This window comes from Serinicoccus sp. CUA-874 (assembly GCF_001942225.1).
Taxonomy (GTDB): domain Bacteria; phylum Actinomycetota; class Actinomycetes; order Actinomycetales; family Dermatophilaceae; genus Ornithinicoccus; species Ornithinicoccus marinus.
The window spans coordinates 1-22590 of the sequence record NZ_MKJZ01000038.1 but is presented as its reverse complement, the minus strand read 5'-3'; the positions used below and the strand labels follow the sequence as shown (position 1 = coordinate 22590).

The following is a 22590-nucleotide window of genomic DNA, read 5'->3' as shown; positions in this document are numbered from 1 at the left end:
GATCACCTCGGCGAGAGCTCGGCATACCCGTCGGGCAGCTCCTCCTCCCGGGCAGCGGTCTGCAGGGCGAGCCGCAGCCCGCTCATGACGCCCCCGTGCGTGCGGGCGTAGTCGAGGTCGGCCTGTCCGGTCCGCTGCACCTCCATGTCCACGGACTCCAGGTATGCGGCCAGCTCTTCCGGGGACAGGGCGTCGAGCAGCGCCGAGGCGAAGTAGGGGTCGCTCGCATGTTCGCCGAGCTGGTCGGCCAGCCGCTGCGTGTGCGGGCCGTCGGCGATCTGGTCGGCGAGCTCCTGCGCGAGCTCCTCGGCCTCCTCGGGTGTGAGCTCGGACAGCTGCGACTCGTCGATCTGCACGCTGGCCTGGATCCCCGGCGTCGAGGCCTCGACCTCCTCCGCCAGCGCCAGCCTGCGGCGCAGCATCGGCACCTGCGAGATCAGCCAGTCCCCGGCCGTCCGCACCGGAGCGGCGTCCCTAGAGCCGAGGTCCGCCTGGTCCAGCAACCCGGAGAGCTCCCGGTGTATGCTCTCGCCCTCGTCGCCGACGGCCCGCACGTCCTCGATGAGCCGCCGCATCGCCGCCAGGTGGATCTGGGTGAGGGGCACGACTACCTCGGCTCCCCCGCCGGGATCCGGGCCGGCGTGGTCGACCACTCGGCCCGGAGGGCCGTGGTGGTGGCCTCCGCGCCACGGAGCAGATCTCGTCGGGCCTCCTGCAGCCCCTCCTCGAACGGCCGCGCGGCGGATGACACCCAGGCGCCGGCGGCCAGGGCGTCCCGGGCCGGCCTCAGCACGTCGTCGAGCTCCTGCTCGATCGTCTCCGCGCGCTCCACCAGGCGGCGCAGCTCGGCCTTGCGCGGGTTGGCCACGTCCTCCGGCATCGGTCGACCCCCTCGTCGTCGTTCTCCCCCAAGATAACCCCGGCGTCAGACCGAGGCGGCGAGCTGGCCGCAGGCGCCGTCGATGTCCGAGCCGCGGGTGTCCCGCACCGTCGTGGGGATGCCGTGGGCCAGCAGACGCTCGACGAACTGCTGCTCGACACCCCGGCGCGAGGCGGTCCACCTGCTCCCGGGCGTCGGGTTGAGCGGGATGGGGTTGACGTGCACCCAGCCGCGGCCGCGGGCGTGAGCTTGTCCCCGAGCAGGTCGGCGCGCCAGGCCTGGTCGTTGATGTCCCGGATGAGGGCGTACTCGATCGAGACGCGTCGCCCGGTCGCCTCGAAGTAGCGTCGGGCGGCGTCCAGCGCCTCGTCCACCTTCCACCGGGTGTTGATCGGGACCAGCTCGTCGCGGAGCTCGTCGTCCGGCGCGTGCAGGGACAGCGCGAGGGTCATGGGTATGCCCTCTCCCGCCAGCCGGTCGATCCCGGGCACCAGCCCCACGGTGGACATGGTGATCCCGCGCGCCGACATACCCAGCCCCTCCGGAGCCGCCTCGACGAGCCGGTGGACGGCACCGAGCGAGGCCTTGTAGTTGGCCAGCGCCTCGCCCATCCCCATGAAGACGACGTTGGACACCCGCAGCGCCTCCTGGACGTCACCGCCACCCTCGTCGCTCTCCTCCGCGCCTCCACAGAGGTCCCCGTGCCGCAGCGCGCGGGCGGCGGCGACGACCTGCTCGACGATCTCCGCGGTGGACAGGTTGCGCGTCAGACCGGCCTGACCGGTCGCGCAGAACGGGCAGTTCATGCCGCACCCGGCCTGGCTGGAGATGCACATCGTCACCCGACCCGGGTAGCGCATGAGCACCGACTCCACCATCGCCCCGTCGTGCAGGCGGTGGACCTGCTTGAGCGTCGCCCCGTCGTCGGCCGACAGCGTGCGGACCGGCGTGAGCAGCGGCGGGAGCAGCCCGTCGACGAGCTCGCTGCGCCCGGCCTTCGGCAGGTCGGTCATCTGCTCGGCGTCGGTGACGAGCCGTTCGAAGTAGTGGCGGCTGACCTGGTCGGCACGGAAGGCGGGGATGCCCAGCTCGCGCGCCCAGTCCTTGCGCCCGGCCAGGTCGTGGTCGGCGAGGTGGGTGGGCGCCTTGCCGCGCCGGGGCGCGCGGAAGGTCAGCTGGCCCGGGGCGGGGCGGTCGGTGGAGGGGGTGGGGAGCTCGGTGGTCATGGCGCCCCCAGTGTCTCAGGTCGGGCCCCGACCTGCCGCATCCCTCAGACGAAGAGCCGCAGCAGCGCCCAGCAGACCGGCGCGGTGACGACGAGCGAGTCCAGCCGGTCCATGACGCCACCGTGGCCCGGCAGGATGCTGCCCATGTCCTTGATGCCGAGGTCGCGCTTGATCGCCGACTCCGCCAGGTCACCCACGGTGGCGAAGGCTGCGGCGATGGCGCCGACGACGGCACCCGCCCACCAGGGTCCGTCGAGGATCAACGTCACGCAGGCCACGCCCACCAGGGCGCTGGTGACGACCGACCCCGCGAAGCCCTCCCACGACTTCTTCGGCGACAGCGAGGGTGCCATCGGCGTCCGCCCCCGCAGCACGCCCACGGCATACCCTCCGGTGTCCGAGGCCACCGTGACCAGCATGAACGTGATGATGCGGCCCACCCCGTCCGGCTGGGCGAGCATCAGCGAGGTGATCCCGGCAAGCAGCGGCACGTAGGCCACGATGAAGACCCCGCCGGCGACGTCCCGCGCCGCGTCCTCCGGGTCGCCGACGCTGCGCCAGGCCAGCACGAGGGCGGCCGCGGTCGCGAAGCCGACGGCGAGCGCGTCGGCACCGCCGTAGTAGGCGAGCGGGACCAGCCCGACCGAGGCGAGCACCGGCGCCAGCGGCGGGGACACCCGGCCGCTGCGCAGCGCCCCGACGAGCTCCCACACGCCGACGACCGCGGCGGCGGTGACGAGGTAGACGAAGGCCGGCTTCCAGAAGACCAGGCTGGCGATGATGAGGCCGCCCAGGAAGACCCCCACGCCGATGGCGGCGGGCAGGTTGCGCCCGGCCCGTGGCGTACGGCCGGGCTCCGCGGCACGCGCGGCGCGTTGCGCGGCGCGCGCCTCCCGACGGGTCGCCGGCGCCTCCCCGGTCTGGGCCGGGGCGCCGGAGGTGGGCTCCGTCATGAGGGTGGGTGGTCGCCGGGGCTCGGGCTGCTCAGACCTCGAGCAGCTCGGCCTCCTTGTGCTTGAGGATGTCGTCGACGACGTCCACGTGCCGCTTGGTCAGCGACTCCAGGTCCTTCTCCCCCCGGGTGCCCTCGTCCTCGCCGATCTCGCCGTCCTTGACGGCCTTGTCGATCTGGTCCTTGGCGTGGCGCCGCACGTGCCGGACCGACACCTTGGCCTCCTCGCCCTTGGTGTGCGCCAGCTTGATGTATTCCCGGCGACGCTCCTCGGTGAGCTGCGGCATGACGATGCGGATGGCGTTGCGTCGTTGCTCGGGTTGGCGCCGAGGTCGGCCTCGCGCAGCGCCTTCTCGATGTCCTTCATCGCGCCCCTGTCGTAGGGGGTGATGAGCACGGTGCGGGCGTCCTGGATGCTGAAGCTGGCCAGCTGCTGCAGCGGCGTCGGCGCGCCGTAGTAGTCCACCTCGAGCTTGCTGAACATGCCGGGGTGGGCCCGGCCGGTGCGGATGGACGCCATGTCCTCGCGCGCCACGTCCAGCGCCTTGTCCATCTTCTCCTCGGCCTCCAGGAGGGCCATCTCGACGACCTCGGACATGATGTCGTGCTCCTTATCGCGTATGCCGCCCGTGCGGCTGGTCGGTGTGCGGCGGCGGGTCAGCCCGCCGTGACGAGTGTGCCGATCCTCTCACCCTTGATGGCGCGGGTGATGGAGTCCTCGCCGTCCATGCCGAAGACGAGCATCGGCAGCGCGTTGTCCATGCACAGGCTGAAGGCGGCGGCGTCCACCACCCGCAGGTTGCCGGTGAGCGCCTCGGAGAAGGTGAGCCGGTCCAGCTTGCGGGCGTCGGCGTCGGTGCGCGGGTCGGCGGTGTAGACCCCGTCGACGCCGTGCTTGCTCATGAGCACCTGGTCGCACTTGATCTCCAGCGCCCGCTGCGCCGACACGGTGTCGGTGGAGAAGTAGGGCATACCGGCGCCGGCGCCGAAGATCACGACGCGGCCCTTCTCCAGGTGGCGCATGGCGCGGCGCGGGATGTAGGGCTCGGCGACCTGGCCCATAGTGATCGCGGTCTGCACCCGGGTGTCGACACCCTCCTTCTCCAGGAAGTCCTGCAGCGCCAGGCAGTTCATGACGGTGCCGAGCATCCCCATGTAGTCCGCCCGCGCCCGCTCCATCCCCCGCTGCTGCAGCTCGGCCCCGCGGAAGAAGTTGCCGCCGCCGATGACGACCGCGATCTCCGCCCCGGAGCGGTGGGCGTCGGCGATCTGGTGCGCGATCCCCTTGACCACGTCCGGGTCCACGCCGACGTTGCCGCCCCCGAAGGCCTCCCCCGACAGCTTGAGCAGGACCCGCCTGGGGGAGTCGTCGGACTCGGGCGCGGCGGCGGTCTCGTGCTCGGGCACCGTCGTGGTCATGCGGATCCTCCTGAGGTCGTGCCGGGCGGTCGCTCGATCCTGCCACACCACCCCAGGAGCGGCGATCCGCACCGCCCTGGCCCCGGCTCCCGGCACACTGCCGGTATGCGCAGCCCCTCCCCGTCCGTGCTCGAGTCGTTCGGGCTGCGGGGTGAGACCCGCCCGGTCCGCGGCGGGCAGGGGACGTGCTGAGAGGCCGCCACGAGCCGACCCGTCCCTGGACATCCCGACCGGCGATGTCGCGCGCGGGCTGCTCTTCCGGATGCTGGTGCTGGGCCTGCTCCACGACGCCGGCGAGCGCGACGCCCTGGTGAACCAGGCCCGCTGGCATACCCGGGCGGCGCACGTGCTCGGGCTCTGACCGCCATCCCGGACGACCGGAAGGCCGGGCCCCGACGGGGACCCGGCCTTCCGGCGACCGCTCAGGCTGGCGTCAGACGCCGACCTTGAAGCGGGCGAAGCCGGTCACCTGCGCCCCGGCCTCGTCGGCCACCTTGGCGACCGTCTTCTTGTTGTCCTTGGCGAACGGCTGGTCGAGCAGCACGTTCTCCTTGAAGTAGCCGTTGACGCGACCCTCGATGATCTTGGGCAGCGCCTGCTCCGGCTTGCCCTCCTCACGGGCGGTCTCCTCGGCGATGCGCCGCTCGCTCGCGACGGTCTCGGCGTCGATCTCGTCCCGGGTGAGCACCGACGGGGAGAAGGCCGCGACGTGCATCGCGATGTCGCGGGCGACCTGCTCGTCCCCACCGGTGGTGGCGACGAGGACGCCGATCTGCGGGGGCAGGTCCGGCATCGTCTTGTGCAGGTAGGACACGACCTGGTCGCCCTCGACGCGGGCGACGCGGCGCACCTCGATCTTCTCGCCGATGGTGGCGTTGGCGTCGTCGAGGACCTCCTTGACGGTCTTGCCGTCCAGCTCCGAGGCCAGCAGGGCGTCGGCGTCGGTGGCCCCGACCGCGACGGCCTGGGCCAGGACGCGGTCGGCCAGCTCGCCGAAGTTCGGGCCCTTGGCGACGAAGTCGGTCTCGCAGTTGACCTCGACCAGGGTGCCGACGCCACCGTCGACCTGGGCGCGCACCAGACCGTTGGTGGCCGAGCGGCCCTCACGCTTGGTGACGCCCTTGAGCCCCTTGACCCGCAGCAGGTCGGTAGCCTTCGCGGTGTCGCCGTCGGCCTCGTCGAGCGCCTTCTTGACGTCCATCATCCCGGCGCCGGTGGACTCGCGCAGCGCCTTGATGTCAGCGGCGGTGTAGTTCGCCATGAGTGCTTCTGTGCTCCTTCGTCGAACGGTGCGTCAGGACTGGGTGGTCTGGGCGTCGGCCTCGACCGGCTGGGCCTCGTCGGCCTGCGTGTCGACCTGCGCCTCGTCGGCCTGCTCGGTCGCGGCCGGCGTCGCCCCGGCGTCCTCCGTCGCTGCGGCCTGCGCCTCCGCGGCGGGGGCGGTCTCGGCGGGGGTCTGCTCGGAGGTCTCCTCCGCGCCGGCGAGCAGCTCGCGCTCCCACTCGGCCATCGGCTCGTTCTCGGCGCCCTCGCTCTCGGCGCCGGACTCGCTGCCACCGCCGGAGCGGGCGATGAGGCCGTCGGCGACGGCGTCGGCGACCACGCGGGTCAGCAGCGTGACCGAGCGGATGGCGTCGTCGTTGCCCGGGATCTTGTAGTCGACCTCGTCCGGGTCGCAGTTGGTGTCGAGGATCGCGATGACCGGGAGGCCGAGCTTGCGGGCCTCGGTGACCGCGAGGTGCTCCTTCTTGGTGTCGACGACCCACACGGCCGAGGGCACCTTCTGCATGTCGCGGATGCCGCCGAGGGTCTTCGCGAGCTTCTCGTACTCGCGGCTCATCATGAGGAGCTCCTTCTTCGTGCGGCCGCTGCCGGCCACGTCGTCGAAGTCGATCTCCTCGAGCTCCTTCATGCGGGTGAGGCGCTTGGAGACGGTCTGGAAGTTGGTGAGCATGCCGCCCAGCCAGCGGTGGTTGACGTAGGGCATCCCCACGCGGGTCGCCTGCTCGGCGATGGACTCCTGCGCCTGCTTCTTGGTGCCGACGAACAGGATCGACCCGCCGTGCGCGACGGTCTGCTTGACGAAGTCGTAGGCCTCGTTGAGGTAGGTCAGCGACTGCTGCAGGTCGATGATGTAGATGCCGTTGCGCTCGGTCATGATGAAGCGCTTCATCTTGGGGTTCCAGCGACGGGTCTGGTGCCCGAAGTGGACGCCGCTCTCCAGGAGCTGGCGCATGGTGACGACGGCCATGCCGTGGTCTCGCTTTCTTCTCGGTTGCAGTTGTGTCCTGGCCCGGGGACGCTCCCCACCCGCCGGCTCGGTGCGAGATCCGTCGGGACCGCGGGGTGCGCCACCGGCCGCTGGCCGGCATACCTCGCAGGTATGCGGTGCGGACCGGTCGCGCCCGGGCGCGAATTCGCGCGTCGCACCTGCCCGAGGGCAGGACGAGACGCACGTGCCTCCCATCGTACGGGACCGGGAGCCCCTGCCCCGAATCGTTACGGTGTCGGCATGAGCGATCCCCTCGTGCAGCGGCTGCGACCCTTCGGCACCAGCGTCTTCGCGGAGATGACCCAGCGGGCGCTGGAGTTCGACGCGGTCAACCTCGGGCAGGGCTTCCCGGACACCGACGGACCGTCGCAGATGCGGGAGATCGCGGCGCAGGGGCTGCGCGACGGGCTCAACCAGTACGCCCCCGCCCGCGGGCTGCCGGACCTGCGCCAGGCGGTGGCCGAGCACCAGGACCACTGGTACGGCATACCGCTGGACCCGGCCACCCAGGTGCTGGTGACGGTCGGCGCCACCGAGGCCATCGCCGCCTCCCTCATCGCGCTCGTCGAACCGGGCGAGGAGGTGCTGCTCGTCGAGCCGTCCTACGACTCCTACGGCGCCGCGGTCGCCATGGCCGGTGGCGTCCGGCGGACCGTGCAGCTGGGCTTCCCGGATCTGGAGCTGGACCTCGACGCGATGCGCGCCGCCGTCACCGGGCGCACCCGGGCGCTCGTGCTCAACACCCCGCACAACCCCACGGGCAAGGTCTTCAGCCGGGAGGAGCTGGAGGGGATCGCGGCGATCGCGCAGGAGCACGACCTGCTGGTCGTCGCGGACGAGGTCTACGAGCACCTGGTCTTCGACGGGCGGCGGCACACCCCGATCGCCACCCTCCCCGGCATGTTCGAGCGCACGCTCACCATCTCCTCGGTCGGCAAGACGTTCTCGCTGACCGGGTGGAAGACCGGCTGGGTCAGCGGACCGGCCCACCTCGTCGACGCGGTGGCGGCGGTCAAGCAGTTCCTGACCTTCGTCGGGGTGACGCACGTGCAGCCCGCCGTCGCGCACGGGCTCCGGATGCCCGACGACTTCTTCACCGGCTTCGCGGCGCAGCTGCAGGCCAAGCGGGACCTGCTCGCCGCCGCGCTCGCCGAGGTCGACGTGCCGGTCAGCCCGTGCGGCGGGAGCTACTTCGTCATCGCCGACCTGGCCGGTCACGGGGTGGACGACGCGGTCGACTTCTGCCGGCGTATGCCCGAGGAGCTCGGGCTGGTCGGCGTCCCGGTCTCGGTCTTCTGCGACGACCCCGACCCGGTGCGGAGCCTGGTCCGTTTCGCCTTCTGCAAGCAGGACGAGGTGCTGCGCGAGGCGGCGCGCCGTCTGCGGGGTCTGGGACGGGCCTGACACCCTCACCGGTATGACGTCCCTCGCCACCTCCTCGTCAGGTGCGGCCCGGCGCCCGGCGCCGGTGGCGCGCGTGCGGTCGTGGCTCGGGGACTGGCTGGTGATCGGGGTCTGGATCGGTGTGCTCACGGCTGTCGGGGCGTTCCTCGTGCCCCGTCTGGACCTGCCCGGGGTATCGGCGACGTCCGTGCGAGGGCTGCTCGTCGCCGACCTGATCTTCACCCTGATCACCGTCCTGCCGTGGTGGCTCTACCTCTCGATCACCGAGGCCTCGCGCCGGTGCGCCATGCTCGGCAAGCGGTGGGCGGGCCTCGTCGTGGTCGGGCCGACACCCGGGAGCGCCGGGAGAGCCGTGTGGGGACGCAACCTGGTCAAGGCGTCGCCCTGGCAGCTGGCCCATCTGGGCGTCAGCCGGATGCTCTTCGAGCTGCAGACGGGGTGGGCCGTGGTCTTCCTGGTCCTCTCCCTCGGGCTGCTGGCAGCCTGCGCGGTCCCGGCGCTGACGGGTGGGCAGGGCGTCCACGACCGGGTCGCCGGCACGCGGGTGGAGCGGGCGACGTGAGCGGCCCGCTGGGTGCGGCCGCGCAGCTGCAGGCCTTCGAGCAGCACCTGCGGGTGGAGAAGGGTCGGTCGGTGCACACGGTGCGCGCCTACCTCGGCGACCTCGACGCGCTGGACGTCTTCCTCGCCGACCGCGGGGTGCGGTCGAGCGCCGAGGTCCGCCTGCCGGACCTGCGGGCCTGGCTCGGCAGCATCGGGGCGGCCGGGGCCTCCCGCTCGACGGTCTCCCGGCGCGCGGCGGCGGCGAAGACGTTCTTCCGGTGGGCTCAGCAGACCGGCAGGATCACCGCCGACCCGTCGCTGCGCCTCGCCGCGCCGGGGAAGGAGAAGCACCTGCCGGGCGTCCTGCGCGCCCCGCAGGCGGGCGAGCTCCTGGACCTGGCGGCCGTGGCCGCTGACGACGACGACCCGGTCCACCTGCGCAACCGCGCGATGCTCGAGCTGCTCTACGCCTCCGGGATGCGGGTCGGGGAGCTCACCGGCCTGGACGTGGACGACGTGGACCTCGAGGCTGGCACGGCGAGGCTGCTCGGCAAGGGCGACAAGGAGCGGGTCGTGCCCTTCGGCACCCCGGCGACCGAGGCGCTCACCCTCTGGCTGGCGGGAGGCCGCCCGCGGCTGGCGACCGCCGAGTCCGGTGCCGCGCTCTTCCTGGGGCGTCGCGGCCGGCGGGTGGACCAACGGCAGGTGCGCTCCACGCTGCAGGCGCTGCTGGCGCACCTCCCGGACACCCCGCAGATGGGGCCGCACGGGCTGCGGCACAGCGCCGCCACCCACCTGCTCGAGGGCGGCGCGGACCTGCGCACCGTCCAGGAGCTGCTGGGGCACGCCAGCCTGGCCACGACGCAGATCTACACGCACGTGTCGGTGGACCGGCTGCGCGCGGCCTACCAGCAGGCGCATCCCCGGGCCTGAGGCATCCCGCAGCCGCCACCCAGACGCCGGCCCAGCGGCAGGTCGCGCCCCGCGGTCACCGGGTGAGCAACGACCAGAGCGCCACCAGGACCAGGACGCCGATCGCGATCCCGATCACCAGCGGCAGGACGATGAGCAGTGCCGCGAGCAGGAGGTAGACCGGCCCCGACCGCGTCGAGGTGCGTCCCTCGGCGAGGGACGCCTGCAGCAGCCGGTAGTTCTTCCGGTTGGCGCGGTGCGCGACGTCCGCGGCGTCACCCACGACGGGGACCAGGCCGAGAGCTGCGTCCAGCAGCATGTTCCAGGCCATCCGCGCGAGCACGAGGAGCGGGACCCGGCGACGGGCGGCGTCGTACATGATGGCCGCCGACATCCCGGAGCCGAGGATGTCCCCGGCCCCGGGCAGCAGCCCCAGGACGGCGTCGAGGCCGATGCCGATGCGGGTGCCCGGGATCGTCACCAGGTCGTCCATCACCCTCGCGAGGTGACGGCTCAGACCGGTGTCGGGAGCTGGGGTCCGCCGCGGCTGGGTCACCGGACGAGTGTGCCTCACCCCGCGTCGTCGTGCTGTCTGCCTGCCTCACCGGTCGACCGGCAGCAACGTCAGCTCGACCCCCAGCAGCAGCGGGGTGGGATCGACGTAGTCGTCCCGGTTCCGCACCGCCCCGAGGTGCAGGCAGGCCAGGATCACGCAGTGACCGCCCTCGTCGAGGTGTCCGACCCGGTCACCACGCGCCACCCGGGCGCCGCGCCCCACGCGATCGGCCACCGGCTGGTAGGTGCTGCGCAGCCCGCTGGGGTGGGTCACGCTCACGACGCCGACACCGGCCACCACCCCGCTGAAGGTGACGACCCCGTCGTCGACGGCGAGCACCGACTCCCCCGCCACACCGGCCAGGTCGATCCCGCGGTGACCGGCGCCCCAGCGCTGCCGCGGCGGGTCGAAGCCGTGCACGATGCCTGGCTCCCCCGCCAGCGGCCACCCCCACAGCGCGGTGCGCTCGCGGTCCTCGGATGCGGGCGCAGCCGTCCGGACACCGATCACCACGGAGGCCGTCGCCCCGGCGATGCCCGCCTCGGGCCGCGGGGTCGGCACGGTCGTCGTCGAGTGGACCGGGGCCGGCTGGGCGGGGGCCGGCAGCGGCCACACCAGGCCGAGGGCGGCAGCCACCGCCACCGCGAGGACCTGGCGCCACGGTCGGCCGGCCATGCTCACCGCACCCCCGTGGGCCGGCGCTGCCAGCCGTCGAGGAGCTCCTCGGCCAGGCCCTCCCGCTCCAACGAGCGCAGCGCGCCGAGCGTCTCCGGCAGGCTCAGGCCGCTGCGCACCATGACCTCGTCGACCCCGCTGGAGGAGCGGGGTCGCAACCACTGCCACACGCGACGCAGCTCCTCCGTGAGGTCGTCGGCGGCCTGCCGGCCACCTCGCTTCACCGGGGCCAGGTCCGCGCCGATGTGCCCGACCAGCTCAGCGACCTCGGCTCCGTCGGTGACCAGCTCTGCCCCCATGCGGATCTCGGCGTGGGCACCCTGAGACATCAGGCTCTCCACCGACCCGGGGACCGCCATGACATGGCGGCCCAGCTCGCGGGCGTGCTTGACCGTGGACCGCGCGCCGGAGCGCAGTCCCGCCTCGACCACCACCGTGCCCTGCGCCAGCCCGGCGATGATCCGGTTGCGGGCCAGGAAGCGCATCCGGGCCGGGGCGCCCCCTGGAGGCGTCTCGCTCACGACCAGGCCGGTGCGCCGGACTCCCTCGATGAGATCGGCGTTGGCACGGGGGTAGGCGACGTCGACACCCCCCGCGAGGACCGCCACCGTGCACCCGTCCGCCGCCAGGGCGGCCCGGTGGGCAGCGGCGTCGATGCCGAAGGCCGCCCCCGAGACGATGGTGAAACCGCGGCCCACCAGGTCCGTGCACAGCCCGGCGGTGACGTGGTCGCCGTAGGCCGTGCTCGCCCGGGCCCCGACCACCGCGACGCTGCGCCGCACCAGCTCGTCCAGGCGCCCCGGACCGGTGACCCACAGGCACCACGGCGGTTGCTCCAGCTCGTCGAGGCAGTGGGGCCACTCCTCGTCCCCCGGCACGAGCACCCTCGCACCGACGAGCCTCGCGACGTGGGCCTCGTCGACGGTCGTGGCCCGCTCGACGCGAGCGGCCAGCCGGTGCAGGTCCGGACCGCCCGGCACCCTGCCGCCCTCCAGCGCGTAGCCCACGACGGCCTCCACCCCGTCTTCGGCGACGACCTGCTGCACCTTCTCGTCGTAGGGCTCAGCGAGCCGCGAGAGCAGCATCCGGGCCCGCCGTTCAGGGTCCTGCACCTGGCTCACGCGACCCTCACCCCCGTCGGGGTGCGCAGGTCGAGCGCCAGCGTCACGTCGTCCAGCCCGGGCCGGGAGGCGCCGCGCAGGTCCGCGAGCGTCCAGGCCACCCGCAGGGCCCGGTCCAGCCCGCGGAGGGTCAGGGCACCGCGGTCCATCGCCAGCTCCAGCGGGCGACGCTCGCGCGCCGCCGGACGCCACGGCGCTTCGCGGAGCAACGCACCCGGGACCTGGCTGTTGAGCCGGTAGGGCAGCTCGTGCCACCGCTCCTGCTGACGCTGCCGTGCCAGAGCCACCCGCGCGGAGACCACGGCCGTCGGCTCGCCCGGTGGCAGCGCGAGGTCCCCTCGGGTCACGGCGCTCACCGCGAGCTTGAGGTCCACCCGGTCCAGCAGCGGCCCCGACAGCCGTCCGAGGTAGCCGTTGCGCCGGAACGGCGGGCACACGCACTGTCCGCCCGCGCTGCCGCACGGACAGGGATTGGCGGCCAGCACCAGCTGGAAGCGCGCGGGCAGACGCACGTGGCGGTCGGCACGGGCGATGACCACCTCGCCGGACTCCAGCGGCTGCCGCAGCCCGTCGAGCACGTCGCGGCGGAACTCCGGGGCCTCGTCGAGGAATGGAAAGTACACCTCGGTGTGTACAGGAATTCTACCGCGAGCTGCGCTCAGACGCCCCTGCTGGAGCCGCGGACCGCAACAGCCTGATCGGCGATCGTGACACCTCCCACCAAGCCTGTCTCCCCGTCCTCCAAGCGACCAGGAGCACGGGTCCTGCACACCGACATGGCCGTGCGCCCGCACTGCGGCCGGCAGGTGTTCTAGTGCTCGGCGCATGGCACAAGTCTCCGATGCCGCACGGATCGGACGACGACCTCCGGCCTGGGTGGTCGTCAACTGCTCCGCGCCGACGCCGCCGCTCTACGAGACTCCGTGACCAACGACGCTCGCGTTCACAGCCCGGCCGTGCCGCTACCTAGCGCTTCTTGCCGCGGGTGCCGTAGGGACTCTGGTTGGCCGGCTTCAGCGAGACACCCAGCTCGCCGGCCCGGCTGCGCACGGCGTCTTCGGTCCGGCCAAGGTGTAGGCCCAGGACTCTGGTCGGGGTGTTCTGCGCAGCCTCACGGCGAAGCTGAGCGTCATGGGCGGCTGTCCACGACTTGCCGGCATTAGCAGGCTTCTTGGCCATGCTGGGACCTCATCTCTCGGAAGGGGGCGGGTACGACATCCGCCGCTAGCACCAGCGTGCCAGGGAGTGCGAGAGGACTCAAGCAGCAACACGCGCGTCTGCTTAATTTTTCTACACATGTTGCACGGTCTTGCTCATCAGCGTGTCGCATCGGCGGCTGACATGCGGGCCTGCTTAACTGGTGTCATGACGTCATGGGACCCACATGGGCATGTCCACCTGGACTCGCTCCGTACCAGCTTCGCCGAGGCGGGGTTGATCGACTTCGTTCAGGCTGCGGTCGCCGAGGTGTGGCGGATCAACCGAGAGCGCCACGAACCGGTGGAGGCGTACGACGACGCCTTCACCTTGAGCGTGCTCTCCTCGCGGAATCTGGCCAACAGGTTGCTCGCCGAGGTGCCGGACAGTGCCGCGCTCCGAGCCGCGGGGGTGGTTGCCAGCAAGGAGTTCGGCTCTACGGTGCTGCACACTCCCCGAGCTGACGTGCGCTTGGTGAAGGCACCCTTCGGGTCGGGGCGTCACCCGAGTTTCGAGGCGGACTTCGATTGGGCCGACTCCGAGGGCAGACAGGCCGCAGCGCTACGCAACCATGCCGCGTACGACCCGCCGTCGCGAGACCCGCAGGCTGAGCCGCTGTTCGAGCTTCCGTTGCCGAACGCTGCTGAAGCGGTCATTCACTGTCGTGAGGTGTTCCTGGTGTGGGGTGCGGAGCTGAGGACGGGACTGACTGCGGGGTGGTTGGGACTGCCCACAGCGAGCGCTCAGCGCTGGATCGCGGTGACCCCCGTCTGGTGGGACGAACCGCCCGCCCAAGACAGCTCGGCCAGTGGTGAAGGACCCGGTTCCGACGACGGATCGACCTTCGGCGATAAGCCCGCCCCAGTGCCCTCTCTGACGCTCAAGCCGCGCCGGCAGGAAGGAGGCAACAGACTGTGACGTTCGAGTCCGAGTCACGTCAACGGGCACGTCGTCGCCGCGCGAGCGGAGCCTTGGTCGACTTCGATGGCAAGCGCCTGTCGGTTGCGCGGCGCCTACGCAGGATGCAGCGGACCGCTCTGGCAGCGCAGACCAGCGTGACAGCAGCGGCTATCACCCAGTACGAGCGCGGGGGTCGGCCCACGAACACCGTCGCAGCAGAGCTGGCGTTGGCTTTGGGCGTGCCGATCGAGTTCTTCCGGCAAGGCCGCCCTTTGACAGCGGTCACCACGGGCGATGCGCACTTCCGGTCGCTGCGAGCCACACCGGCCATCTCCCGCGACCAGGCCCTGGCCTTCGCCGAGATCGCACTGGCCGTCATCGAGGTCATCGAGCAGTACGTCGACCTCCCCCAGATCACCGACATCATCGAGCCAGTCGACGACGAGCCCTCCCCGGCCCTGATCGCCTCCATCGCCGCCGATACCCGTTCCCGACTCGGCGTGGAACCGGGGCCAGTCCCACACGTCGTTCGTCTCCTTGAGGCTCACGGCATTATCGCCCTGCGCCTGCCACCGGAGATCGACCCCCGCGTCGACGCGTTCTCCACTGAAGCCGGCCACCGACCCCTGGTGCTGCTCTCTCCGCTCAAGGACGACCGAGCACGAAGCCGTTTCGACGCCGCCCACGAACTCGGCCACCTCGTGATGCACCAAGACGTCGAGCCCGGCTCCAAGATCATCGAGACTCACGCACATCAGTTCGCTGCGGAGTTCCTAGCACCGACACCAGAGCTAGAGCCGGACCTGCCACGCAAGGTCGACTGGGACGCGCTACTGCAAGCGAAGACCAAGTGGGGCATCAGTCTGGCTGCTCTCGCCTACCGATGCCACGCCATCGGACTATGGGGCGAACACAGCTACCGCCGCGCGAACCAGCACCTGCGCAGCCAGGGTTACCCCGAACCCGGTCCGCTCGGTCCTCCTGAGTCCCCGTATCTGCTCGGCGCTGCCGTCGATTTGCTCAACCAAGCAGGAACCACAACCGATGACCTGGCAAGAGCGAGCCGCTTCACCGTCGAGCAGATCGACGACATCGTCGCGGCCGGCAGCGAGACCAAGCCCCGGCTGCGCCTAGCCGTCGGCCCCACACCCTGAGCCCACCTCGATCCCTGGGAGAACCAATGCGACTCCTTCCCGCTCCAACTGAGCACGCGGGTTCAGCCTGATGGAGGACCCGATGCCGGACTTGTGCGCGCGGGACGGGCACGGTGTGCGGCAGCGCACTCCCATCGCGCAGCCGACCAGCGGAGCAAAGGTCCACGGTGAGGGGAGCATGAGATGAGGTTCAGCAGCGCCTTCGGTGTCACCCACGGCAAGAAGAGCCCGTGGTTCAATCCCCTGCTTGACCAAGACACGCCGCTGTACGTCGACCCGTTCCTGGTGTTCGACGACAACAAGCCCCTGTGGGCGGGTGCCAAGCAGGAAGTTACGGACTTCTTCGACGCCGCAGCACGTCTCATCGAGCAATCCAAGGGCAACCAGAGCTCGCTCGCATACAAGAAGGCGCTCGAACTGCTGAGGTTCCCCGAACCCAACGAGTTCTGCCTCGGCCTGAGCATGGGAGCCCCGCACGGGTCCGGGACGGGCCCCAAGTTCGCCCGCGAGATGGCAGGCGTCCTCGACCTCGCACGCCAGTACGGGCATATTGAAGACCTCGCGTCCATCGCGGGCTTCAACCTCTTCGCCAGCGGGATCGGTCTGGATCGGATCAGCGACATCCTCTGCAACATCCTCAAGCACCGGTTCATCCGATACACCCAGAAGGTGTCCAAGAAACTCGGCATCCTGATGGAGCCAGTGACCGTCAAGCACCTCGGCTGGGACCGGCAGCGATCCAGGTGGCTTCCCGACGCCAAGATCGAACTACCTAAGTCGCCCTTCGGTGACGGTGGAGTACTGCTCGCACCCGAGCGGTTCTTGAAGGAAATCCCGACGGTGACCCCGGACGAGTTCTGGAAGTGGGCCGAGGTCCACGAAGCTCATCTTCTGCGACAGGACTTCAGCTACGAGATTGCACAGGGCCTCAACCAGGCAGACCGCCGCGTGCTGGCACGACGCTTCGCCCGCAAGTATCCAGACAAGGCAGCCGACTACTTGCGACTGGTAGCACAGATGCCCCACCTGCCCTACGACGTCGAGATGGACCCGAAAGGCCTGGTCTTCTGGCGGGAGACCGGAGAGGCCGTGGGTAAAGCCTCGCCCATCACCTCAGCCGAGGTTCCTTCCCAGCAGCGGGAGTTCCCGGCGTTCGTCGAACTCCTCGCGACACGCTTCCAGCACGCAGTCGAGAACACTGATCTGTGGCGGGCACTGTGGGCCGCCGGCAACCCGCAAAAAGAAGAGGTCATCCAGGCCATCGCCGGCGCGATGTGGACAGAAGCCTGCCGCGCCGCACAGGTTGACATCAGCCAAGAGGTCAACCGCGGCCGCGGCCCCGTCGACTTCAAATTCTCCAAGGGCTGGGAAGATCGCGCCCTCCTCGAAGTCAAAGTGATCCGCAGCAGCGGCTTCTTCAAGGGTGCCGCGACCCAGCTGCCCCAATACATGAAGACCGAGCAGATCAGCCACGGCGTGTACCTATGTATCGGACACTACGACGAGGACTTCGCGCCCGCGCGCATCAAGCGCGTCGAGGACACGATCGCCACTCTGGCGAAGGAAAAAGGCATCAAGATCAAACTCGTCCTCGTCGACGCCAGGCGAGAGAACAAGACTTCTGCCTCGAAGCAATAGACGACTCCGGTTGGTTGCACGAACTGTTCGTCGGGACGCGTAAAGGGCACACCGCCTCCTGGTCCGGAACCAGCCAACCCAGAATGCGGTTGCAGACGTCGCCAACCTCAACTCCGGCACCAATTTCTCGATTTCCCCGTCTGCGATCAGCTTCACCGCGCTACCCGGTCTCTACGTCATACGGCCGGCGGGATAGATACTGATGATGATCTCGACCACGAGGTTCGGGAGCTTCGGCCTCATCCGCCGTCGCCGGCGGGTGGGAGGTCACCACCGCGAGCGCGCGGGTTGCCGACGCGCGCCCGGTGAGATCCGAGCTGAGGGGTGCGCCTGCTGTGCCAGAGCGTTCATGCGTCTGCTCGGATGCTCTCTCCACGGCCACGTAGTAAGCGGTAGCGTTGCGCACTGTCCGTCCGACGCCCACAGGCTTCAGGCGGCTCCCGGGCGGATGAAGGAGTCTTGCGTTATGGCAGACCGCACGAGTGCAGGTTCTCATCCACCCGCCGAAGACCGCCCCGGTTCAGACGGCGGTGTAGACGATGAAGCCGTCGTCAGAAGCACATTCTCTGCGCTCGACGACTGGCGGAAGGTCCGCGGGCCGTTCATCCCCGTTCCTGGGAGTGACCTAGCGATAGACGACGAAGATTGGCCTCCCTTCGGCGTCTCGCAGGTGGCGTGGGCAGGATTCACCGTCGCGGCCGAACACCTTCAGGCGATCCGGGCCCATATCGACGTTCGTCCCCCGAACCGGCCCAATCTGTACGCGTTCGCTCACCAAACGCTGGCGCGCACGGCGTTGGTGGGCGCCACGAGCGCGGTATGGGTCCTATCACCGGAGGAGCGGGAGGTGCGAATCGCTCGGGCACGGAACATCGTGACGTACATGCAAGGCGAGCATCTCAAGTACCTGCGTGCGCTCCAAGAACTGGCCGAGCACCACGGTACTGATTTGGTGGCCAGCCACGTAGAGATGCGTCAACGAGAACTCGCGGAAAAGCGGGAAGCCGACGGCGACAGAGCCAAATTCGAGACGACGAGAGTTATCCGGGAGGCTGCGGTAGACACATTCGGAGACAAGAATATTGCTAAAGAGGTCGTGGCGGAGTGGAGGTCTGGTTCGGGCGCGGCGCACGGACTCTTGCACGCAGTCATTGGTCGATCAGGAATGACACAAGATGGTCCGGCGGACTCCTCCGGCCGCGCGACATTCATCAGCGGTGGAGACTTCGGACTGTTCTCTAATTCTTACATGGCTGCGTACCATATCGCGCACAAGGCGCATGAGCTCCTAGCCTCACGGGGACTCCAAACCTCCGCACGGTAAGTCGATGGCGTTCATGATTGGGGCCGTCATCCCAACGCGTTACGGTCACACTGGCTGGGCTATCCGCCACCGGCGAGGTTTCTGGATATGCCGGGGTAGCAATTTGTTTGGCGGAAGAGGCTGGTTTCAGCCTGCGCAGCAGCGACTGCCGATTAGGCGACCACGGTGCCGCGGCGCCGGGCCGAGAGAGCAGCCTTATAGGTCGGCTCTACTCCAGCACTGTCACAGGCCGGCGCTCGCGCGCCTCCGGGTGACTGCGTCACGGCGACAGTAGCCTTGAGATGTGAAGGACGATTCGGCCCCGGACGCTGCGGCGCTCAGACGCGCTGGCGTCCCCTAGTCGCGGCTTTGGTCGCATGCCAGCCCGCAAGACGCGCCAGTACGTCACCGCCGCTGTCGAGTCGCTGACGATTGCCATTGAACTGTTCAACCGCCCGAGCCCGGCGGGCCGCGAGCATGCCACCGTGATGATGGCGGCGCACGCCTTCGAGATGCTGCTGAAGGCCGCGATCTACGAGGAACGGCGTAAGGTTCAGTTCTCGGGGAGCGACCGCTCGTTCGACTTCGGCAAGTGCGTCTCCGTTGCCGAGACCTCGCTGGGCATTATCGACGCCGGGGACCGTGTGGTGCTGCTCGCGCTGAACCTCGATCCGCCGAGCGGATTTGGTGAACGTCGTCCGGAATGAAGCTGAGTTCTCCGAGAGGTGGATCGAGGTTCTGGGCAGGGGGATCCCGCCGGTCTGCCCGGCTTTTCCACGTGGGTCGTTCCTCGAAGGGGCAGGGAGTGGGGTCAGGAGGGGGCGTAGGCGGCGTCGAAGAGGCCTTGCCAGGCGTCCTGCCAGGGCCAGTTGGTGGGCAGGTGCAGGTGGAGTCGCCTGGCGCGGTTGGCGATGCGGGCGGGGATCTTGATCAGCTGGTCCCGGATCGTCGCGGGCCGGGCTCGGGCGTGCCGGGCCGAGGCCAGGACGCCGGCGGCGCGGGTCAGGTTGAACGCGATCGCGGCCAGCACCGTCCACGCACCGTTGGCGCAGAAGGACCCTGATGGTGCGTGGGCGAGCGGGCCTGCCTTGAGGTCTGCGATGACCTGCTCGACGATCGCGTGGTCGCGGTGGGACGCCTCAGCCTCGAGCATCGTCAGGGGTGAGTCGGTGAACACGGCGTGGTGGCGGTAGGTCGCGAACAGCTCGTCCTGCCCGGTCCTGGTCGCCGTGGGGTTGAGGCGCTTGACGCGGCGCACGATCAGCCGGGCGGTGACGTGCTCGGACTTCGTGCGGGAGGTGAACGCGGTGTAGGTGGTCTGCGCGACCTGGGCGTCGGAGACCCACCGGCCCTCGTGCTCGTCCCAGATCGCGTTCGGGTACCTGATGGACACCCAGTCGCCCTCGGGGATCCGGGAGATCGCCGCGGTCACGGCCGGGTCCAGTCGGGCGGTCAGGGAGAACCTCGCCCTGGCCCGGCGGGTCGCGGCGACGACGTCGTGGTTGTAGTAGGCCGAGTCGGCGCGCACGGTCAGGGTGCCCGTCGCGCCGGCCCGGCGGGCGGTGGCCACGGCGTCGGCGATCAACCGGGCCGCGCCGTGGCTCGAGGCGGCGTTGCCCTTGCGCAGCCTCGTGGCTGCGAGCACCGGTGCGCTCGTGGGCGTGGACAGGGTCGCGACCTGCACGTTCAGACCCTTGACGCCGGTGTAGCCGTACCCGCTGCCCTGCTTGGCGTACCCGTGGGTGGCGCGGATCGTGTCATCGACATCCAGGTAGGCGACCTGATCGGCACCGGCCAGCAGGCCCGGGACGAGCCCGGCCAGGTTCACCAGGACACCGGAGCCGACCGCGTCCAGCTGGCGCACGTGGCCGAAGGTGTAGGCGCGCAGGTGGGTGCCCAGCGTGGTCGGCGCCCGCGACCCGGCGAACAGCTTGTCCATCCCGCCGTGCCGGACGACTTCCATGTCCTCGAAGCTGTCCGCGCCAGCGATCATGCCCGCGACCAACGATCCGATCTTCAGCTCAGCGTTGGCGCCGGCCGAGCCGGCCACGGTGACGTGCTCGGCCACCAGGTCCGCCAGCCCGGCCTGCTCGGCCAGCGCCATCACCGGGACCAAGCCCGCCGTGCCGATCAGGTTCGGGTCATCGAAGACGGCGGAGATGCTGTGGCAGACTCGCACTATCGGGTGCTCCTGTTATCTGGTCGATCGAACTGTCGCAAGTCCCATCGTCCCAGGTCACAGGGGCATTCGTGCGTTACGACCCGGCTTGATCACCAATCACATCGGCGGATCCAGGCTGAAGGAGGACCGCGACGCCGCCACTCATGACGTGATCGCTATGAGCGATGACGTGCTGTGGCTGCACCTGCGGTCTGCGGTGACCATCTTCCGGAAGGTGCTGCTCGGACTGACGGGGCAGGACCTGACCGACGTGATGCCTGGACGGGTCCTCCCGGTCTCCGCCAGTCCGCCCACCGACGTGGGTCTGGTCGTAGGGAAGGAGTTCGAGCAGATCGCGGACCTCCTGCGCCCCGGCAGGAGGCGTAGCGCCGAGGCGAGGGCTCGACTGCTCCCGCTCATGGCCCTGGACCGCGCGGTTCGCAGCGAGGCCGAGCCGCCCACCGAAGCAGAGATCAACCGAGCCCTTCGGGCGGTGAAGGAGAAGGGCAAGTGGGAGACCGTCTTTCCGGGCGTCGTAGGGCTGCGGCTTGTCGGAGGCCCGCGCCCGTCGGATCAGGTCCAGGAGATCAGCCTGAAGATCGACCCGAAGCACGGCGACCTGGCTGCACGTCCTGCGCACGACGGTGAGGATGCCATCGCCTACCGCGAAGTGGACACGTTCGACCGCTACTCACTCAAGCTCAGCAAGCTGGGCGAGAAACTTGGGCTGACCCGCCACCAGGGCCTCGCAGTCATCCATGCGCTCGATCTTCGGTCTGACCCCAAGTGCTACAGGGAGAAGCGGACGGCCAACGGTCACGTTCAGTTCCAGGGTCTGAGCAACATCGCGCTGGAGCGCGCAAAGAACGCCGTAGTCGACGGTCTCAATGTGGATCAGGCTGTTGCCGACTACAACACCCACGTCGCGAGCAGGTCGAAGACCGCGCAAAGAAGCGGTAGAGGATGAACGGCAGGGACGCCGGGAGCGGCCAGGCGGCTTGGTCCCACGGCGTGCTGAGGGAAGTCGCTGCCGTGCTGGCGGACACCGACCATGGCCTGACTGGCCGCGAGATCGGAGACCTGCTTGCCCGTCTGAGAATGACCGACCCGCTCGCCGGAGCCACGAAGCGCGACCGCCTGACCGAGGCGTTCATCGCCCGCCAGAACACGGACCGTAGCCCCAAGCGCATTATCACGTTCATCACGCACGCGATGGAGCCTGTGCGCTACCGCGACCGCCCTGAACTGTTCACGCTGCGCCAGGACCGCCTCAACGAGCGACTCGCCTTTGTCGGGCTACACGTCAACGACAAGGGCCAGGTGGCGCGAGGTGCTCGCGCGCAGACACTCGATGAGTCGACGCGCATCGCGACCTCGATCCGTGATGAACTCCAGCGCCGCAAGACGCACTCCGAGGTGCTGCGGTACTGCTCGGTGGAGGTCCTGAAGCGCGCGCATTTCCACGCCTGCCTGGAAGCGACAAAGAGCATCTTCGACAGGCTCAGAACCATGACGGGCGTATCGGGCGACGGCGCGACGCTGGTGGACGCCGCACTCTCCCTGGGCAAGAGCGGCACTCCGGCGCTGGCGATCAACTCTCTGCAAACCCAAACCGAAAGAGACGAGCAGACTGGCCTCGCGAACCTGGTCAAGGGGCTCGGCGGGCTCTACCGCAACCCCACCGCTCACGACCCCCGCCTCAGTCGTTCGATCAGCGACGATGAGCTGCTGGATGTGCTGACCATGGTTTCTATGGTCCATCGTCGGCTCGACGGAGCGAGGTCGCCGGGTTAGTGCCGCCCTGGCACCGAGAAGCGACGTACGAAGTTGGCCGCGCTCAGTCCGTGATCGTTTAGGAGGCTGGTGACGCGAGCGGGATCGCGGAAGGCGTCGTTGGCCACCAGACCCGTCGCGAAGGCCGACACGGACTCTCGGAGCCGGGCAAGCCGCTTCGTCGTGACGACGCGACAGCCGGTCGGTATCGCGGCATGTGAGTCGAACCTTTCCTCCGGATGGATCAGCAGTGGCGTCGCCTCACTGTTGGGGTACTGCTGCCGGAACCAGTCCATGGCGTTCGAGAGTTGCTCGGCATCCTTCTTGTACACGGGATGTCCGGGGTCGGCCCCACTCTTCGCTTCAATGACATAGAACGTCCCGTCGCGAAGCGCCCATAGGCCGTTGACGAGGCTCGTCGAAGTTCCTCAGTGATGCTCACTGATTTTCCCCACCTTGGGCGGGGTTCAGTGTAGCGGTCGGCGGGTGCCGGTGGTGGCGGCG

24 protein-coding genes and 2 pseudogenes are annotated in these 22590 nt (G+C 69.8%); 11 read left to right on the top strand and 15 right to left on the bottom strand.

Annotated elements, in window-relative coordinates:
• Positions 1-2 precede the first annotated feature (2 nt).
• The 6 genes and pseudogenes from BJF80_RS15860 to pyrH all read right to left on the bottom strand — a co-directional run bounded on the left by BJF80_RS15860 (position 3) and on the right by pyrH (position 4477).
• Entirely contained in the window at positions 3-605 is a 603-nt protein-coding gene (locus BJF80_RS15860; protein WP_075815069.1) for a hypothetical protein, read from the bottom strand.
• Between the two features lie 2 nt (positions 606-607).
• Positions 608-880: a hypothetical protein gene (locus BJF80_RS15855; RefSeq protein ID WP_075815067.1), complete on the bottom strand. Its 273-nt coding sequence runs from the start codon at positions 878-880 to the stop codon at positions 608-610.
• A gap of 45 nt (positions 881-925) precedes the next feature.
• A pseudogene (gene rlmN, locus BJF80_RS15850) lies at positions 926-2106 on the bottom strand (23S rRNA (adenine(2503)-C(2))-methyltransferase RlmN).
• Between the two features lie 44 nt (positions 2107-2150).
• The gene (locus BJF80_RS15845) at positions 2151-3059 is read right to left on the bottom strand and encodes a phosphatidate cytidylyltransferase (protein ID WP_075815065.1); all 909 of its coding nucleotides are present in this window, start codon (positions 3057-3059) and stop codon (positions 2151-2153) included.
• Between the two features lie 31 nt (positions 3060-3090).
• A pseudogene (frr, locus tag BJF80_RS15840) lies at positions 3091-3542 on the bottom strand (ribosome recycling factor).
• Positions 3543-3715: 173 nt separating this feature from the next.
• Positions 3716-4477 carry a UMP kinase gene (gene pyrH, locus BJF80_RS15835; protein WP_022926093.1) on the bottom strand — a complete coding sequence of 254 codons (762 nt, stop codon included), beginning with the start codon at positions 4475-4477 and terminating at the stop codon, positions 3716-3718.
• Positions 4478-4628: 151 nt separating this feature from the next.
• On the opposite strand from pyrH, the gene BJF80_RS18610 reads away from it, so the two are divergent.
• Complete coding sequence (locus tag BJF80_RS18610) at positions 4629-4838, top strand: hypothetical protein (RefSeq protein WP_143554154.1); 210 nt, start codon at positions 4629-4631, stop codon at positions 4836-4838.
• Positions 4839-4910: 72 nt separating this feature from the next.
• On the opposite strand, the gene tsf is transcribed toward BJF80_RS18610, so the two are convergent.
• Complete coding sequence (gene tsf, locus BJF80_RS15830) at positions 4911-5738, bottom strand: translation elongation factor Ts (protein ID WP_022926095.1); 828 nt, start codon at positions 5736-5738, stop codon at positions 4911-4913.
• A gap of 33 nt (positions 5739-5771) precedes the next feature.
• On the bottom strand, positions 5772-6728 hold the full coding sequence (gene rpsB / locus BJF80_RS15825) for a 30S ribosomal protein S2 (RefSeq protein ID WP_075815063.1): 957 nt from the start codon (positions 6726-6728) through the stop codon (positions 5772-5774).
• A 261-nt stretch (positions 6729-6989) separates the two neighbouring features.
• On the opposite strand from rpsB, the gene BJF80_RS15820 reads away from it, so the two are divergent.
• Genes BJF80_RS15820 through BJF80_RS15810 form a run of 3 tightly spaced genes read left to right on the top strand, consistent with a single transcriptional unit; the run spans position 6990 to position 9629 of the window.
• Positions 6990-8153 carry a pyridoxal phosphate-dependent aminotransferase gene (locus BJF80_RS15820; protein WP_075815061.1) on the top strand — a complete coding sequence of 388 codons (1164 nt, stop codon included), beginning with the start codon at positions 6990-6992 and terminating at the stop codon, positions 8151-8153.
• A gap of 13 nt (positions 8154-8166) precedes the next feature.
• Entirely contained in the window at positions 8167-8715 is a 549-nt protein-coding gene (locus BJF80_RS15815) for an RDD family protein (protein ID WP_075815059.1), read from the top strand.
• The gene (locus BJF80_RS15810; RefSeq protein WP_075815057.1) at positions 8712-9629 is read left to right on the top strand and encodes a tyrosine recombinase XerC; all 918 of its coding nucleotides are present in this window, start codon (positions 8712-8714) and stop codon (positions 9627-9629) included. Before BJF80_RS15815 ends, BJF80_RS15810 begins: the two co-directional genes overlap by 4 nt.
• Before the next feature lie 55 nt (positions 9630-9684).
• Here BJF80_RS15810 and BJF80_RS15805 read toward each other — a convergent pair whose 3' ends face one another.
• The 5 genes from BJF80_RS15805 to BJF80_RS15785 all read right to left on the bottom strand — a co-directional run bounded on the left by BJF80_RS15805 (position 9685) and on the right by BJF80_RS15785 (position 13139).
• Complete coding sequence (locus BJF80_RS15805) at positions 9685-10164, bottom strand: DUF4112 domain-containing protein (protein WP_237767668.1); 480 nt, start codon at positions 10162-10164, stop codon at positions 9685-9687.
• Positions 10165-10209: 45 nt separating this feature from the next.
• Positions 10210-10839, bottom strand: coding sequence for a M23 family metallopeptidase (locus tag BJF80_RS15800; protein ID WP_083673746.1), 630 nt, complete (start codon positions 10837-10839; stop codon positions 10210-10212).
• 2 nt (positions 10840-10841) lie between these two features.
• Complete coding sequence (gene dprA / locus BJF80_RS15795; RefSeq protein ID WP_075815053.1) at positions 10842-11960, bottom strand: DNA-processing protein DprA; 1119 nt, start codon at positions 11958-11960, stop codon at positions 10842-10844.
• The gene (locus tag BJF80_RS15790) at positions 11957-12583 is read right to left on the bottom strand and encodes an ATP-binding protein (protein ID WP_075815051.1); all 627 of its coding nucleotides are present in this window, start codon (positions 12581-12583) and stop codon (positions 11957-11959) included. The genes dprA and BJF80_RS15790 overlap by 4 nt, the downstream gene beginning before the upstream one ends.
• A 343-nt stretch (positions 12584-12926) precedes the next feature.
• On the bottom strand, positions 12927-13139 hold the full coding sequence (locus BJF80_RS15785; RefSeq protein ID WP_006591176.1) for a hypothetical protein: 213 nt from the start codon (positions 13137-13139) through the stop codon (positions 12927-12929).
• A gap of 186 nt (positions 13140-13325) precedes the next feature.
• Here BJF80_RS15785 and BJF80_RS15780 point away from each other — a divergent pair, with 186 nt between their 5' ends.
• The 5 genes from BJF80_RS15780 to BJF80_RS15765 all read left to right on the top strand — a co-directional run bounded on the left by BJF80_RS15780 (position 13326) and on the right by BJF80_RS15765 (position 18859).
• Positions 13326-14075: a hypothetical protein gene (locus BJF80_RS15780; RefSeq protein WP_006591175.1), complete on the top strand. Its 750-nt coding sequence runs from the start codon at positions 13326-13328 to the stop codon at positions 14073-14075.
• Entirely contained in the window at positions 14072-15211 is a 1140-nt protein-coding gene (locus BJF80_RS15775; RefSeq protein ID WP_006591174.1) for a helix-turn-helix domain-containing protein, read from the top strand. The genes BJF80_RS15780 and BJF80_RS15775 overlap by 4 nt, the downstream gene beginning before the upstream one ends.
• 183 nt (positions 15212-15394) lie before the next feature.
• A complete protein-coding gene (locus BJF80_RS15770) occupies positions 15395-16849 on the top strand; it encodes a DUF8370 family protein (protein WP_202817236.1) in 1455 nt (484 codons plus the stop codon).
• Between the two features lie 466 nt (positions 16850-17315).
• Positions 17316-18173, top strand: coding sequence for a hypothetical protein (locus tag BJF80_RS18605; protein ID WP_006591169.1), 858 nt, complete (start codon positions 17316-17318; stop codon positions 18171-18173).
• A 356-nt stretch (positions 18174-18529) separates the two neighbouring features.
• Positions 18530-18859, top strand: a complete 330-nt coding sequence (locus tag BJF80_RS15765; protein WP_075815049.1) for a DUF3644 domain-containing protein — start codon at positions 18530-18532, stop codon at positions 18857-18859.
• 104 nt (positions 18860-18963) lie between these two features.
• On the opposite strand, the gene BJF80_RS15760 is transcribed toward BJF80_RS15765, so the two are convergent.
• Positions 18964-20331 carry an IS1380 family transposase gene (locus tag BJF80_RS15760; protein WP_075815047.1) on the bottom strand — a complete coding sequence of 456 codons (1368 nt, stop codon included), beginning with the start codon at positions 20329-20331 and terminating at the stop codon, positions 18964-18966.
• An 88-nt stretch (positions 20332-20419) separates the two neighbouring features.
• Between BJF80_RS15760 and BJF80_RS15755 the strand changes: the two genes are divergently transcribed.
• Both BJF80_RS15755 and BJF80_RS15750 read left to right on the top strand, forming a co-directional pair.
• Complete coding sequence (locus BJF80_RS15755) at positions 20420-21280, top strand: DUF8611 domain-containing protein (RefSeq protein ID WP_237767667.1); 861 nt, start codon at positions 20420-20422, stop codon at positions 21278-21280.
• Entirely contained in the window at positions 21277-22107 is an 831-nt protein-coding gene (locus tag BJF80_RS15750) for a TIGR02391 family protein (RefSeq protein WP_006591167.1), read from the top strand. The genes BJF80_RS15755 and BJF80_RS15750 overlap by 4 nt, the downstream gene beginning before the upstream one ends.
• On the opposite strand, the gene BJF80_RS15745 is transcribed toward BJF80_RS15750, so the two are convergent.
• Entirely contained in the window at positions 22104-22418 is a 315-nt protein-coding gene (locus BJF80_RS15745) for a hypothetical protein (protein ID WP_006591166.1), read from the bottom strand. The genes BJF80_RS15750 and BJF80_RS15745 overlap by 4 nt on opposite strands.
• Positions 22419-22590: the final 172 nt, after the last annotated feature.